Source organism: Candidatus Gracilibacteria bacterium, assembly GCA_041660965.1.
In the GTDB taxonomy this organism is placed as follows: Bacteria; Patescibacteriota; Gracilibacteria; order BD1-5; family JAGOOR01; genus JAGOOR01.
The window spans coordinates 278,383-293,651 of sequence record JBAZVH010000001.1; the positions used below are offsets into that span (position 1 = coordinate 278,383).

Annotated in this window: 12 protein-coding genes and 2 pseudogenes; 5 read left to right on the forward strand and 9 right to left on the reverse strand. The window is 41.0% G+C overall.

Annotated elements, in window-relative coordinates; genetic code table 25:
- Window positions 1-103: 103 nt before the first annotated feature.
- The 5 genes from WC753_01435 to WC753_01455 form a co-directional block, all read right to left on the reverse strand.
- Window positions 104-5,608: a class I tRNA ligase family protein gene (locus WC753_01435; protein ID MFA6080126.1), complete on the reverse strand. Its 5,505-nt coding sequence runs from the start codon at window positions 5,606-5,608 to the stop codon at window positions 104-106.
- A gap of 44 nt (window positions 5,609-5,652) precedes the next feature.
- Entirely contained in the window at window positions 5,653-6,567 is a 915-nt protein-coding gene (locus WC753_01440; protein MFA6080127.1) for a DUF5655 domain-containing protein, read from the reverse strand.
- 452 nt (window positions 6,568-7,019) lie between these two features.
- The gene (locus WC753_01445; GenBank protein MFA6080128.1) at window positions 7,020-7,571 is read right to left on the reverse strand and encodes a YgjP-like metallopeptidase domain-containing protein; all 552 of its coding nucleotides are present in this window, start codon (window positions 7,569-7,571) and stop codon (window positions 7,020-7,022) included.
- A 94-nt stretch (window positions 7,572-7,665) separates the two neighbouring features.
- Window positions 7,666-8,019 (reverse strand): hypothetical protein, encoded by a 354-nt coding sequence (locus WC753_01450; protein MFA6080129.1) that lies wholly within the window; start codon window positions 8,017-8,019, stop codon window positions 7,666-7,668.
- An 18-nt stretch (window positions 8,020-8,037) separates the two neighbouring features.
- Entirely contained in the window at window positions 8,038-8,463 is a 426-nt protein-coding gene (locus WC753_01455) for a MazG nucleotide pyrophosphohydrolase domain-containing protein (GenBank protein ID MFA6080130.1), read from the reverse strand.
- 151 nt (window positions 8,464-8,614) lie between these two features.
- On the opposite strand from WC753_01455, the gene WC753_01460 reads away from it, so the two are divergent.
- Together WC753_01460 and WC753_01465 are read left to right on the forward strand one after the other, a co-directional pair.
- Window positions 8,615-9,493: a DsbA family protein gene (locus WC753_01460; GenBank protein MFA6080131.1), complete on the forward strand. Its 879-nt coding sequence runs from the start codon at window positions 8,615-8,617 to the stop codon at window positions 9,491-9,493.
- Window positions 9,494-9,657: 164 nt separating this feature from the next.
- Window positions 9,658-9,747: pseudogene (locus WC753_01465) on the forward strand (prepilin-type N-terminal cleavage/methylation domain-containing protein).
- A 965-nt stretch (window positions 9,748-10,712) separates the two neighbouring features.
- Here WC753_01465 and WC753_01470 read toward each other — a convergent pair.
- The 4 genes from WC753_01470 to WC753_01485 all read right to left on the reverse strand — a co-directional run bounded on the left by WC753_01470 (window position 10,713) and on the right by WC753_01485 (window position 13,382).
- Complete coding sequence (locus WC753_01470) at window positions 10,713-11,738, reverse strand: hypothetical protein (GenBank protein ID MFA6080132.1); 1,026 nt, start codon at window positions 11,736-11,738, stop codon at window positions 10,713-10,715.
- Between the two features lie 5 nt (window positions 11,739-11,743).
- Window positions 11,744-12,178: a M24 family metallopeptidase gene (locus WC753_01475; protein ID MFA6080133.1), complete on the reverse strand. Its 435-nt coding sequence runs from the start codon at window positions 12,176-12,178 to the stop codon at window positions 11,744-11,746.
- Window positions 12,165-12,434, reverse strand: a complete 270-nt coding sequence (locus WC753_01480) for a hypothetical protein (GenBank protein ID MFA6080134.1) — start codon at window positions 12,432-12,434, stop codon at window positions 12,165-12,167. Before WC753_01480 ends, WC753_01475 begins: the two co-directional genes overlap by 14 nt.
- Before the next feature lie 171 nt (window positions 12,435-12,605).
- Window positions 12,606-13,382, reverse strand: coding sequence for a M24 family metallopeptidase (locus tag WC753_01485; protein ID MFA6080135.1), 777 nt, complete (start codon window positions 13,380-13,382; stop codon window positions 12,606-12,608).
- A gap of 289 nt (window positions 13,383-13,671) precedes the next feature.
- On the opposite strand from WC753_01485, the gene WC753_01490 reads away from it, so the two are divergent.
- The 3 genes and pseudogenes from WC753_01490 (at window position 13,672) to WC753_01500 (ending at window position 15,189) form a co-directional block, all read left to right on the forward strand.
- Window positions 13,672-14,208, forward strand: a complete 537-nt coding sequence (locus tag WC753_01490; GenBank protein ID MFA6080136.1) for a prepilin-type N-terminal cleavage/methylation domain-containing protein — start codon at window positions 13,672-13,674, stop codon at window positions 14,206-14,208.
- Between the two features lie 41 nt (window positions 14,209-14,249).
- A pseudogene (locus tag WC753_01495) lies at window positions 14,250-14,363 on the forward strand (prepilin-type N-terminal cleavage/methylation domain-containing protein).
- 610 nt (window positions 14,364-14,973) lie between these two features.
- Window positions 14,974-15,189, forward strand: a complete 216-nt coding sequence (locus WC753_01500; GenBank protein MFA6080137.1) for a hypothetical protein — start codon at window positions 14,974-14,976, stop codon at window positions 15,187-15,189.
- Window positions 15,190-15,269 lie beyond the last annotated feature (80 nt).

The window sequence follows — 15,269 nt, forward strand, 5'->3', positions numbered from 1 at the left end:
AAAATCATTAAAAAATATCGCAGATTCGCTGCGGCGAAAGAACGCATAAAAATATGCCTTTCCAAGTATTACGCAAAAGGAGTAAAATTATTTCAAAAAAGTTTTATTTATTCAGAGAAATATTTACTGCAAATTCTTCGTCAAGTTCAATGCTTTTTAGTGCTTCAGTCCTTCAGTCCTTCAGTCCTTCAGTAAGAGTACAGAGCGTCTCTGCTTCAATTAGTGTTTTATGTGCTTTTAAGATACTTGCAAGTATAGTATTCTCAGACGTTAGAGAAAGCTGTAATCTATCAGTCACTTGGAATCCCATCTCTTTTCGAGCATCCTGAATCGCACGGATCAAATCACGAGCGTATCCTTCGAAAGTCAACGCTTCATCGAGTGTCGTATCGAGACCGATGACATAGCCGGCATTTCCAACAAAAGCAATCGTTGATCCTTCTTTTGGTGTGTAAACAGTTTCGAATTCTTCTGAGGTGAGAAGGACTTTTCCTTCAGGTGCTTCTGGGCAGGTTATCTCAAGACTCCCATCTTCGAGCAATATACCCTTCCCCGCCTTCGCATCAGCAATAATTGTTTTCATCCATTGTTTCCTTTCTGTCGCTCCAATCTGTTTTGCATCAGGCGAGTAGGTGATGGTCACATATTCTGCTATATCGGAAATAGTATAAATTTTCTTCACATTCAATTCCTCGGCAAGTGTTGCTCGCGCACTTTCATCCAGATCAAGAGTAATGGAGGCACTGCGAAGCGGCTGTCGCACACGAAGTTTCTCTCGTCAGCGAATTGCGAGACCAAGGTTTGTGAGATTGTGCAAATCTCGCATTTTCTGATTGACTGTGAGATTAAGGAGCAGTGGATTTGCTTCTGGGAAATAGGTGAGGTGAACGGAAGGGAATCAAGTATTAGGAACCAGTCATAGTCATAGGTCGGAATTTGTTTTTGAATTATCTGATACAGCTTCTGTTGGATTAATCTCATATAAATCCTTCCTATGACTATCACTCTTACTATGACTTTGTGTAAGATTCTGATAAAGATACTCCGTAATAAACGGACAAATAGGAGCAAGAAGCTGACAGACCGTCGTTAAGACTTCATGTAAAGTCTCATACGCACTGCATTTATCTGCATCCACTTCTTTTCTCCAGAATCTCCGACGATTACGACGGATATACCAATTATTCAGTCCGTCTAGGAAAGTCACAAATCCGTCACATGCTTTCTGAGTATCATAATTATCCATATGTTTTCTCGTATCTTGAATCAACTGATGGAGCTGAGAGAGAATCCAGGTATCTAGTTCGTGAGTTTTTGGTGTTTTCGGAAATCGATACAGACAGGCATTTTTTGCCCCGGAACCATACAGAACATCCTCACTCTGAAGACCATAAAAATACTGCGTACAGGCACGGGAGACACCCACATGGGAACCAATCAATATTTTCTTTCCAGTATTTTCTGCGATGACTCTATCAAGAGCCCCTGATATTCTCCTATAAAATACATTCCAGGGCTCAACTGAATTCCATCGATATGCTTTACGCATTGTATCAACATCTCGTACTCCTATCTTTGCATAGACCTCTTCGTGAGTCATACCGCTATATTCTCCTGAATCCTGCTCATGAAATTCTTCATCCAAAATATATGTTCCAAATCCCGAAATAGTATCAATCGTTCTTTTTCTTGGAGAAGTCATAATAACATCAAAAGGTGTTTGTTGACTCGCTTGTTGTAGGAGATTTTTTACCTGTTCTCTCCCCACTTCCGACAGATCCGCATCATCTTCAGAACCACTCATTCGTCCCGCCTCATTGGATTCACTTTTTCCATGACGTGTAAACCATATTTCCGTTCCATCTGGTTTCCAGCCATCAATATTTGCATACGTCGCAAAGAAGGTGTAGGAATTCCAGAGGGGTATCAAGACTTTTTTGAGTGACTCTTGGATACCGAGTTCCGAGAAATTCATATCTTCTCCTCGCATAATCGGACCACCCATCAGGTAAAAACGAAGTGCATCAGCTCCATATTGTTCGATAGTACTTTTTGGATCAGGGTAATTGCCATATGATTTACTCATCTTGCGACCATCTGTTCCATTTATCACGCCCGTTACGGCGACATTTTTGAAGGATGAGGAACCTTTGACGAGGACACCGAGGACATGCATCACATAAAACCACGCACGAATCTGCCCTGTGTATTCTGCGATAAAATCAGCTGGGAAACTCGCCTCCATTTTTTCCTGATTTTCAAACGGATAATGCACCTGAGCATACGGCATAGAAGCACTATCCATCCAGACATCAAGGACTTCTGGAATACGACGAAGCGGAGTGCCATCTACGATAAGTGAAGAGAGGAATTGTATACTCCATCCACCAAATTTATGCCCTACCCCGTCGATAGGCAAGAAAGCGGTATTTAATTCAGTTGCTAGGGACTTCCCATAAGAAAATGGGGCGCTCTTTGAATCATCATCTTTGCTATGAGTTACAATAATTTCTTCTACGAGCGTTCGTAATTTTGCCACATCTTCTGTCATCTCTGGGATGACTTTTTCCAGATATTTATTTCCTTTGAGTCCGCTTGGTGCTACGAGAACCAATCGTTTTAAGTAAATATTTTTCTCACACAAATATTGTATGATTACAGGACAACCAAAACTCGTAGCAATTATTGTGTCATACGAAGTGACATCGATGGTTTCGAGAGTTTTCCTCCACTTAGCATAACTTGTTTCTTTATTTTTATCAAAATCCGGCACATCAAGCTGAATTCATTGTTTCCTGAGCTCATCCTGTAATGGAAGCCATTTTCACTCATACCCCTTCTGTAAGCCAGATGATGTCCAGCCATGTATTCCAAGAACCTTCTTCACACTTTTCTGTTTTGTGCTCTTTGTTTTGTGCTCTTTGGGTAAATAAATCTCGTCTATCGTCGGCCTATGTAGATTGATCTCCTTCCCATCAGGACCGAGGTAGGTAACCCCATACGAAGCATTTTTATATTTATCTGGCATTTTTTCTTTTCCGAGTTCCTGCAAAAGCTCCTGAGCAGGAAATCCATGTGTCACAACCAAAACTGTCTTTCCAGCATAATCCCGTTTAATGAGTTCGACTACTTTTCGCATTCGAGTCCGAATATCATTTTGTGATTCCCCTGTTTCTCCGAATTTATACTCTGGATCTGCACGGTATTTATTTCGGCTCTCACGACTCTCTGCATAATTTGTCAGATTTCCAAATTTTCCGTGATTAATCTCACGAAGTTCATCAAGTGTCTGAAGAGTGATTCAGAGTTTTTTTGCAATCGGTTCAGCTGTTTGAAGCGTGCGAACAAATGGTGAGGAAAGAATCACTTCAATTCCCTCAGAGGCCAATTTTTCTACCAGTTCCTGAGCTTGTTGCTTTCATTTCTCCGAAAGTGGAGATTCGCCAATATCATCATAAAAACCAGCGTCATTTGCTTCACTCTGAGCGTGACGAAGGGTAATAACTTTTGTGATTTGCCCGAGTGGCTTATTGGCTTGGTAGAGTTCTTCTCGAGAACCAATCACGACCCGCTCTGAACCATCTTTATTTTGCCAGATAGGCATTGGTGTTCACCAAAACCTTGTACGAGAGATACACCAATCAGGTGCTGATTCAAGAGATTTCAGGAATCTTCCGTGTTTGAAATGGTCAGGAAACCAATTAATACTCTCATTCTGCTCAATCAGTTCACCCTTGATTCTCTGGATATCGATAAACCAAGACTTCTGTGCTCGTTGCATCAATGGTGTATTACTTCGTGGGCAGTAGGGTACACGGTGTGTGATAGATTCTTTTTTAAAGAGGGTCCCCTCAGATTTGAGTCGTTCACAAATCGGATCAATACAATCAATGTAGAGCTGTCCTTGGTAATCTGGAATTTCAGCCGTATATTTCCCCGCTTCATCGATGGCAGAAGTAATATGAATCCCCTCTTGCTTCGCAAGCTGAAAATCCACATCACCAAATTCTGGCGCCTCATGAGCAATACCCGTACCATCCGTATCGGTCACAAAATCAGCGTGATAGATATGGAAACTATTTTCCAAACCCCCTATTTTTCCTCCTCACTTTTCGTCCCCCTTGTCAGGGGGAAGGTTTGCCATTCCTCCTTGATAAGGGGGGTTGGGGGGGATTTTTTCATGTGTATTTGAATCTATCTCAGTTCCCATTCAACCCCCCTTTGATTTCCCCTTTATCAAGGGAGTATTTTTCCTCCCCCCTGACAAGGGGGGTAGGGGGGTTTCTCAAATCTGAGATTTTTGATAAAAATCAAAAGGTGCTTTGTACGTGAGTCCCCCAAGCTCTTCCCCTGGAATTGTTCCAAGAATTTGATAGTCCCCTTTTCCTTTGAAGACTGTTTCAATACGAGAAGTCGCAACAATATAGATTTCCTCTGCATGATACACAGAAACATATTGTAAATCACGATTTACAGCAAGTGCCATATGCATCGGTATCGTCCATGGTGTCGTCGTCCAGGCGAGAATATTAACGGTTCGTGCTTCTGGGATTTCTGGAACAATCACCGGTTCGCGAACACCGGTAAGAAAATCAATCAAATCATATTCCATATAGTGAATCTCGCTTCGAACAGGCAAACTATCCAATGAAAAATATTCATAGTCAGTAAATTTGTCTTCTTCCAGTTGTATTTTTTGCCCGACAGGAACCACACCACGAAATGATAATACTTCATAGAAATTCCCACGATACCCAATATATGTAGAACAATATGGTACGAGTTCGCAGGTGATACCTGTTTCTTCCAATAATTCACGGGCAGCACAGGTATGATATGACTCCCCTGGCTCACTACTTCCTCACGGTAACCTCCATAAACCATCCTTTTTATTTTTTATCATCAAGAGCTTTCCTTCTTCGTCTTGGATGATTATACCTGTAGACTTTTTGACATTATGAAGCGGAAATTTCACCGTAATGGCTGGATCTTGGACATCCTGGTAGCTATCATCCATCGCAATTTCAAAATTTGAAATCGGGGTTGAAAGTTTCCAAGAATACCATGAAACACGCTTTCCCTCATAGACATATCCCTTCTCCCAGATTTGTTTGAAGACCCACATCACAGACTCCATATAATCCTGATCCATCGTACGATACGCATGTTCCATATCCACCCATCGACCGATATGATCGATATACCATACCCAGTCAGCGGAAGTTTCCCGAGTATAGTTGTAACATTCATCGATAAAGTGCTGAATACCTCCTTCTGATTCTTCGATAGCTTTGTTGGATTCCAGTCCGAGTTTCGCTTGCACTTTTTGTTCGATAGGCATCCCATGTGCATCCCAACCCCAGACTCGTTCAACTCGTTTTCCCAGCATCGTCTGATAGCGAGGGACGACATCTTTGATAATCGAGGAAAGAAGCGTGCCATAATGAGGATTTCCAGTAATAAATGGAGGACCATCATAAAACCGATACGGATTCTCCGCAGGTCGAGAATCGACTGATTGTTCAAACGTTTTTTCAGCTTTCCATTTCTGAAGAATTGCCTCTTCGAGTTTCGAGAACTCGGGTTTTCATTTTGGGAGTGGGAACATGCTGCAAAATAATAAATAATAAAGAAAAAATAATAAAGTAGGATTTAATTATATTTTTGGTAGGCTTGTTGAATCATTAGAAAAGCATAAGGGAGATCTTCTTTTGATAAAACCTTCAAATCACATCGCACTCACCATCTTTGAGTTGGTTCATCAACAAGTTTATTTTCAAAATCATTAAAATCAGATTTTCTTAGACTTGGAAAAGCTAGATTAAGATAACTCTTATAAATATTTACTCATATTAAATTTTGAAATTTATTCTTATATCAAACATAATGCTTATTTATTTTTTCCTGTAAATTTGGGTCAAGATTTTGGACAAATTTACTAATCTCCTCAAACATTTCTCGTGACTCATTCCAGTCTGTTTTTATCAGATCATCTATTGTATACGTCCGCACCTCTTTTTGTACCTCTTTCATTTCAGAAGAAAGACTGGTAATTGTCTTAACGCTCTCAGCGGTATTAGTTGCACGAATAGGATTTAACACAACCATATCATCAGAAAATTGTTTCATTTCCCAAAGTTCTATTGGTAAATCCTTGAAATTGATAGCATCCTGCTGATATCGAGTGAACGCATCGGCAACAAAAATAACCCTTACCGCTGACCAATCAATATCATCTTTTCGTAATTTTTTTCAGCATTTCTCATTATATTCAAGGATGAAATCAGCTTTATTATTAAGTAACAATGAAAGATATGCAAAACCTTGATCAATCACAGAATAACTCGATCCTCGCTTGTATTCTATAACAACGAAAGATTCAGTATCGGCATCGAAAGCGAGCGTATCAATACGTAAATTATTGAGAGAAAATTCTGTTGTGATAAATTCTAATCAAAAAAATTCCTGAAGATGTTCTTCTGCAATTTTTTGCATATCTTTCTCGAATTTAAATCATAAATTCTTTACAGATTTCAGAGTATTACCGAGTTTTTTATAGAGCAACATAGAGTAAAATTAAACAAATAAAAACACACAAAAAAATAGTTGTGTGCTTCGGCCAAGAGTAGGTTGTAGAGTTAGGTTGTAGAGTTAGAAAAATCTATCTCTATCACCTATCTCTGGCATCTATTTCCCAGAGATTACCACCGAAAGCGGTACTTGATTTGTCTTCGTGACGTGAAGTGTACGGGAAGGTCTACGAGAGTAGATAGTATTTAGTATTTAGTATTTAGATGATGCAAATGCCCTTTCTAACGACTAAAAGCTAACAACTAACGACTATTTTCTTCTTCCAGCGTGTCCTGCGAAGTTTTTAACGAAGAAGGACGAATCCTGTGATAGCAGGACTAGGACGCTGATATATCCAGTATAATCAGAAATAGAGAAATACAATACTTACCGTGAGAAGAGAGGGTGCAAAAAACAACGCTGAAGGTTTTGTAACAGTAGGAGTATAGTTATCCGCCCTGAGATTCATACCCTATCTTCCATCACTTCATCTCTTTATCGAGCTTTTTCGCTCATGGGAGTGTACGTTCGAGTGCATTCCAAAATGCCTTTTGGTGATGCTTGTGAATCGTATGTGTCAGCTCATGGATGATGATATAATCTCGTAGCTTCTCTGGGAGTCGCATCAATTCGACATTGAGATTGATACGGTTTTTATGACTACAGCTCCCCCATCGAGTGAGCTGATGTCGGCATGTGACTGAAGCGTAGGCAAAATTATGCTTCTTCGCAAGCATATGGACACGATCAGGGAGAAAGATATGTGCGAGTTTTTTGAGTTCCAAAAGTCTCTCTCGAGAAAGTGGAACTAGAGAATTCATAGTCGATATTTGCTTTTGTATCCAGTTATTTTTCTCGGTGATAAATTTTTGAACCGCTGAATCTGTCGTACGTTTTGGTGCACGGATAACGACTTCATTTCACAAATTTACACGCATGTTCATCCGTCGGAGACGAGGTACGCGGATGACAACCACAGAAAAATTATTGGTTTTCTGCATAGTATTTTATATGAATTAAGGAGACCCGGAGCTGAGGGAAGGCACAAAAACAAACAGATTGAGGAAGCGAATTTTTGAACGAGAAAACAAAAAGTTATGCGAGTTCAAAACAAGCAATCGCTGCAATACCAAATATAATGCCAAAAACTTCTAGTCGAGTAATAGTTTCTCAAAATTTCCAATAACTCACTGTAAGATATGTTACCAGGTTAAACACTTCCATAATAACAGAAGCAACAGCAATATTTTCAAATCGATAACTTCGAGCGAGAAAATTCAGAGCTATAAAATAAAAAAATATCCCGGCAGTATAGAGTTTCCAAGAATTTCCAGCATCTACCCAAGCGTTCAGTATGAGGTCGCCAATAGTCAAGAGTATACCCGCTATCAACAAGAGGAGAAATCCATGATGCATAATATGTTTTTTAAAATGGTGTTTAAAGAGCATAGAGGTCTTTCGATAATCCTATGATTTTTTTACTGATTGCCAAACTTTTTTCACCAGCTCGTGTGATTCGTCGACGCCACGTATCTTCTGAAGTTCTTTTGCCAAATCCCAGTCTCTATCCCTCGTGGCTTGTTCTCACTCAAAATACCCAAGGACATTATAGGGCATCCTCTCTGCAAACTTTGCAACTGCTCGAGGACACACACGATTACGATCGATGAGTCATTCGTGATCAAATTTGTGTATCAAAGTCAGGACATCCCACAGGAGATCTCCTATTTCCAGTTCAAGCTCATTGTGATTTTTTGTTGCCAAGCTCTGACGAATTTCCGCGATTTCATCCTGGGCTCCATCGAGATAATAGGTGACATCTCTTTGCAAAAATCATCCGTTAAACTGACGATTGCGTTCTTGGAGCCAGAGAAGTCCAGTGAGTCACTGCATACAGAATAGTATATGATAAAGAGTTTTTTTACAATGCGGACAGTATAAAATAGTATACGACAAAAAATGCGATGGTGAAGGTATCATCCCTTGCGACGAAATATGAATATCATATACTACGCGACGTCCTCTATTTCTTAAATATCTTTTTATGGACAAACATACTCACACTCCAGAGACTGGCCACACACATCCAGGGCATATTGGTGTGTACGGAGCTATCGTAGGAGCCCTCATCATCTCACTCCTCGGCACCTACCTCATCGTACAAAACCAACAGATCGAACAAGTCGGTGGACGTGGTAACTATAAACTGTATCAAAAAATGATAAAAAATCCTAAATACGGTGAAAATATCAAAGGGAATCTCGATGCACAGATCGCTCAGATGGAAGGAACTGCTGGTGATACAGCTCCTTCAGATACTCCAAAAGCTGCTCAACCAGCAGCAGAAGCAAAAGCATCTGGTACTCTCACAAAAGATGAAGTAACAGCGCTCACAAAAAATGCGTATATCAAAGGTAACACCTCTGCAGATATTCTCTGGATAGAATATTCTGACCTTGAGTGCCCATTCTGTAAGCGCCTTCATGACTCATGAGCTATCCAAAATATGGAAAAGAAATATGGAAGTAAACTCGCTCTCATGTTCAAGCATTATCCCCTCCCATTTCATCCAACAGCCCTCCCGGCTGCTGAATCTGCAGAATGTGTCGGCGAAGCAGGTGGTGGGACGAAATATTTTGCTTTCATAGAGGGCATCTTCTCAAAAGGAACTCCATCTCAAGATATCATCGATAGTGTCGTCAAAGAAATCGGTCTCGATGCTACGAAGATCAAAACCTGTGCTGACAGCAAAAAATTCGCTGCGAAGATTACTGCTGATCAGACAGAAGGTTCGAGCAAATTTGGCGTCAATGGTACTCCAGGAAATGTCATCATCAATACCAAAACTGGTAAATATACTGTCGTTTCAGGTGCTCAACCAGAAGCAAATTTCCAAGCCGCTATCGAAGGGCTCTTGCAATAAGGAATTTCCTCACAAAAAACCTCTCGAGAAATCGGGAGGTTTTTTAAAAAATAAATAAAGACTGTAAAATCCAAAAAGTCACTAGAGAATATTTTTGTTTCGCAAAAAGATTCCTAGTATATATCTATTGCGTCTTTTGACGCTCTACTTTCTTTTTTTTCACTATGAAAAAACAATCAGGTTTTACACTTATCGAGCTGATGGTCGTGATGGCTATCATCGCTATCCTCGCGACTGCAGGTCTCTCGGCGTATACTGGATATCTCAAAAATGCTCGTGATTCTGCGCGTATAGTCATAGCAAAACAAATTGGTATCAAGGTAGAACAGCTCTCCACGATCACTGGCGCTCCTACCCCAGAACAATTGGAAGCATTTCTAAATGCAGAAGGCTTTGCATGGAATGTGTCCACTCCTTCAGAAAAAGCTCTTGTTCAATTGCCTAATATCGCCAGTAACCTCCTCTGAATACCACGTGCTTTTGCAGCTTTGGCACAAGATCCTGTTGGTTGAAGAGATGTTTGCGTCGATTATGATGGTAACCCTACTATAGTATGTCAATTTGTCTACTATCGTTTCTCCGATGGGACTTATGCGATTAGCTATGGTGTTGAATTAGTGAAGAATCTGGTTAATTACCATGCTTCAGATATATTAGTACCTCAAGCTTGACCCCCTATCTATGGTTCATTTATTGGGAATAACAAAGAGATTTATACAATAAACCCCTCCGATACTGCTTTGGAAACATTGCTAGATAGTGGAGGATATGCTCCTATTACTGGAACTCTTGTTGTCTCGATTTTGGATGTTCCCTATGTGCCTCCTACCACAACATGAACTCCAGAGACGACTACAGGAACTCCAGAGACGACTACAGGAACTCCAGAGACGACTACAGGAACTCCAGAGACGACTACAGGAACTCCAGAGACGACTACTGCTGCAAGTTGTGGCAGCACATACTATGACCAATACTCTTGCGACAATAATTCGGGTGGTACGTGTCATTGGGATTATTCCTATAATTCATGTCAAGATGGTGCTCCTCCAACAACTACTGCTGCAAGTTGTGGCAGCACATACTATGACCAATACTCTTGCGACAATAATTCGGGTGGTACGTGTCATTGGGATTATTCCTATAATTCATGTCAAGATGGCCCGTCTTCAACAACATAATTGATACACGGAATAGTACAAATTGTTAAAAAGACTATTTATCCCCTCTCATTTTCTCAGAAGAATTTTCGCAGAGCAAGCATCCGAAACACATGATTCGCATCTTTGAGGATGATGCGTCAGAGGAATCTCCTATTTCCGATAAAAGCTCATAGCTCTCCCGATAAATCTGCAATGGCTGCATGCACCAGATGTTCATTTTGATCTTTCTGATATTGCGATTGCATACGCCCCACCACTTCTTTAGGAGATAATTGTGGACGTGATTTGAAATACGTCTCTGAAGTCAGCGCAAAGGAGCGAAAATTGAGTATCCATATAATTATCGCTGCAGTACGACTCGTAAGGCGCATCATCGGTCGAGCGCTGAGGTGATTTCATACATCATCTTGATCTGAAATAATAAAAGGTTGTGCCTGAGGATTGTTTTCTATATCAGGTTGGTAGTGTGAATGCACATGAATACTACCCTGATCTGCAGGTTCAATAATTACTTCTCGGATGCAACCTCGGTACTTTGACTGAATTGGTTCAGCCATGCTAAAACTACTCTTAGACTGAACGATGTATGGGTCTTGTGATTCTCCCGTGAATGCACACGCTGGCAAGAGCTGTTCTACATATCCAGATACTCCTGGACCACAGACAGGAATAAAATACGTTGGTTTGTTGTATCAGATGACTGGGACATCCCGAGATACCAGAGGTGCACGACATGATGCTCCGATATGTATCTCGATATCTGAGAGCCCGAGAAGTCGTATGGCTGAGAGGAGATGTTCTACTATGAGAATTTGTACTTTTTGTTCCCTATCAGTGATACGCAACATCCGACCAAAGATACCATCGATAGCATGGAGTGTGTCTGGAGTATAGGGTATTTTGCCCCCTCCCTCTACGACGAAATGGATTCCTTTATTTTCTGATGGGTGCACAGAAAAAGATGATTGCTTTGCACAAAAACCATTCGTACATGGATCCACTTTGAGACCCGTTATGTCAATGGCTTGCGTGAGTCGAGTTGGTAGTGCATTGAGTCAGATATTGTCCGAAACAGTCTTCATGATAGTTATAATACTATCAATTTTTCTTTGTCAACCAAAACCATCTCCTCATAGCGGAGACCATAGACTACACTATTGGTGATGGATTCCACCTCGCGCTCGTTCCTCGCTTGGCTGGAATGACGGGGACTTTCTTCATTCTGTATTTTGTCCTTTGTATTTTGTATTTTTATTCCATAGATTCCTGGTTCAATAGTTATCACCATCCCTGGACGAAGTATCTCACGACTCTTACCGGATACTCGTGGTGATTCATGGATCTCAATGCCGACTCAATGCCCGAGTGAATGGGTGAAATACTCAGAATATTTTCCAAGCATTCTGCGTGCCTCTGCATCGAGCTCACACATTTTCATTCCTGGTTTTGCCCAAGCAATAATATGGTTTGTTACTTTTTGCAAAAGTAGGTAGAGTTCGGCTGGAGTTTTAGTTGTTTGCATGGTCTTGTGCGACTAATTCCTGGAATACGAGGCGCTTTATAACTTCTCGTGGGTCGTCATTTATTTTCTCTCATAGAAACCAAATAATTTCATCTTTCGTAGGATCTCGTCATTTTTCTCGTGATTTCTCATCAATGATCACTCTTATAGCTCCTCCGTATAATCAGATAAATCCAATAATTCGACAGTCTTCATGTTCTGGATCGAGTTCGTCGAACACTTCTCGCTGAACCCGTATAGCCCTAATAGCATCCATAGTGGAATACGTATTAAAAAGACACTAAGATGATAGACGGACGCTTGCTAAATCAAGTGTAGTATACGATTTTTTATTGAAATGTCATTTTTTTGTGTTGCTGTATATTTTTCAATCTCCATTATCTATTCGTTTCTATGGCTTCTACTCTATCTCTAGCTCTGCCTGAATTTATAAGAAAAAGCACCGTGTCATATCCGAGCAATATCCCTGATAGATAACACCCATATCGATCAGAATAATATCGTCTGGTTCCAGTTTCCGCTGGGTGGGGCTATGATGCGGAACGGCAGTATTTTCTCAAAATGCGACAATCGGAGGAAAGCTCGGACCACTGGCACCGAGCTTGAGCTGAAGAATCTGTATCCGTCGTGCTACCTCTTCTTCAGTAACACCAATCCTCAAGAAGGGCTGAATCGCCTCGTACACAGCCCGATTGATTCTCTGGCTTTCCCGAAGTTTTTCTATCTCCTCTGGTGTTTTAATTATTCTCTGTTTTGCAACAGGGCTTGACTTCATTACAAGTGCTGGACCATACCCCTCTATCTTTTCTCGGAGTGTCTGCGTGAGAAAGTCAGGATCAGTAGAGAGTTTTTTGTATTTCCCAAGTGTCTGCCTCCATCCCTCTCTCGTATCAATAATCTCAAATCGAGCACTATCAAAGAGCCCACTTGTCCGTGGGTCACACAAGATAATTCCCCCGTCCGTCATTCCAGCCAAGGACGAATGCAATGAGTCCGCGAGGTGGAATCCATCCCCGTTACAAGAAATATCCTGTTCACATCTAGATTCCACCTCGCGCTTCGCTTGGCTGGAATGACGAAAACCGATTCTTTTATTTTGTACTTTGTATTTTGTACTTTGTATTAAGATAAGGACCTCCCCAGCTTCATGCACCGTGACTCATGTCACATGGGTAATATCAGCTGGTGAAAGGAGGAGGTACATGTTGTCAGGTTAGTATGCTACTGAGTTTACTCAGTTTATTGAGTTATTCAAACCAATATTTTCACTTGAATTAAATAAGTGCTCTCGTTCAATTTTTGCTTTCCCTTCGAGGTCTGAGCTCCTCAGGGTCGAAGACTATTTTTTGTTTTACCTAAATTGTAAACTAAAAATAAGAAAGTCACTAAAAAAAGTTGCATTTCTAGAAAAAATACACTATACTACCTGCATGAATGAGCTAAAAGGTCGCCAAAATGACCAGTAACTCATCTCTTTATCTCTTATTTTTCTTATGAAAAAACAATCAGGTTTCACACTTATCGAATTGATGGTCGTGATGGCTATCATCGCTATCCTCGCCACTGCTGGTCTCTCAGCGTATACTGGATACATCAAGAAGTCACGAGATACAGTACGTATTGCTGATCTAAACGCTATCAACACTATCGTACTCTGAGCAATGGCGTCAACGTGATTACCACCAGCAGCAACAGATTCTGCTACAACAGGTGAGATAGAAGATGTTATTTGGGAGGCAAATAGTGGTCAAGCCATAAAAGATCCTCTTGGGACAGGCAACTGCTATGACACAACTGCACACTCAGACGCTGGCACGAGTACATGTGTTTATAACTATTACACTTGTAGTAGTGGAACTGGATACGCAATCACAGCCCTATTTGAATCTACTGCCAATACTGCCTCATATGCCGACAACTCATCTGGTACAGAGGTTGGAACATGAGCTGAGTATGATATTGGTAGTTGCCCTTTAGACGCTAGTACAGCTCCTTCAGCAGCTTTGCCATTGAATGCAGCTCATACATAAATTAAACTTATTTTATTTTTACTTTTTCTTCTCCCTTTCCTATGAAAAAACAATCAGGTTTCACACTTATCGAATTGATGGTCGTGATGGCTATCATCGCTATCCTCGCCACTGCTGGTCTCTCAGCATATACTGGATACATCAAGAAGTCACGAGATACAGTACGTATTGCTGATCTAAACGCTATCAACACTATCGTACTCTGAGCAATGGCGTCAACAGGTCTTGCCCCAGCAGATGTTGCCGAGCTAAAAACTGCGATTTCCGATGCGAATAATGGTCAACAGATAGAAGATCCCCTTACCTCGGGCACTACAGCCAAGTCTACGTGTCTTGGAGTTGGTATCAGTAACCAACCCTGCAACTATATGTATAAAACGTGTAACAATGCTACTGGGTTCAATATTGCGGCTCGTTTTGAATCATCTGCTAACTCATCACTCTACACTGCCGATGGTACAGGAGATGCTGTTGCTACCACTGTTCAGACAAGTCTTGTGTTACCCGCTACAATTGTAGGTGGTGCTTCTCTGTATGAAGTTGGTAATTGTACTACAACTCCTACTTACGCCATCGCAACTCCAGCGTCTAATGATATATTAGACGACGATTAAAAAAGATTTTCCCTAACTTTCTCACCCACCCCACCCTCTCGGTGGGGTTTTTTGTGCCACGCAGATTGAGACCGGTCTTTGGTTGCCAGAGCTAAGACCGGTCTCAACAGATGGTGCTTGTATTTCCTTTTCTTTGTCTATCATATCCTCTATGAGCAATCATCGACATGAGTTTTATACAGGGTTTCCATATCATGTGTTTAATCGTGGTTTTGAGAAACAACGCATCTTTTTTTCTCATGCTGACTTTGCTCGTTTTATCGCACGGCTTCAGTTTTTACTCGATGAACATCCCCATATTCATCTCCATGCTTTTTGTTTATTACCGAATCATTTTCATCTGATTCTCAGCGAGACCGGTCTTTAGGAGCTTCAAGACCGGTCTCAGATCCAGGGAATATCTGCTTTTATGCACAAACTGGAACTCGCCTACACCATGTATGCCAA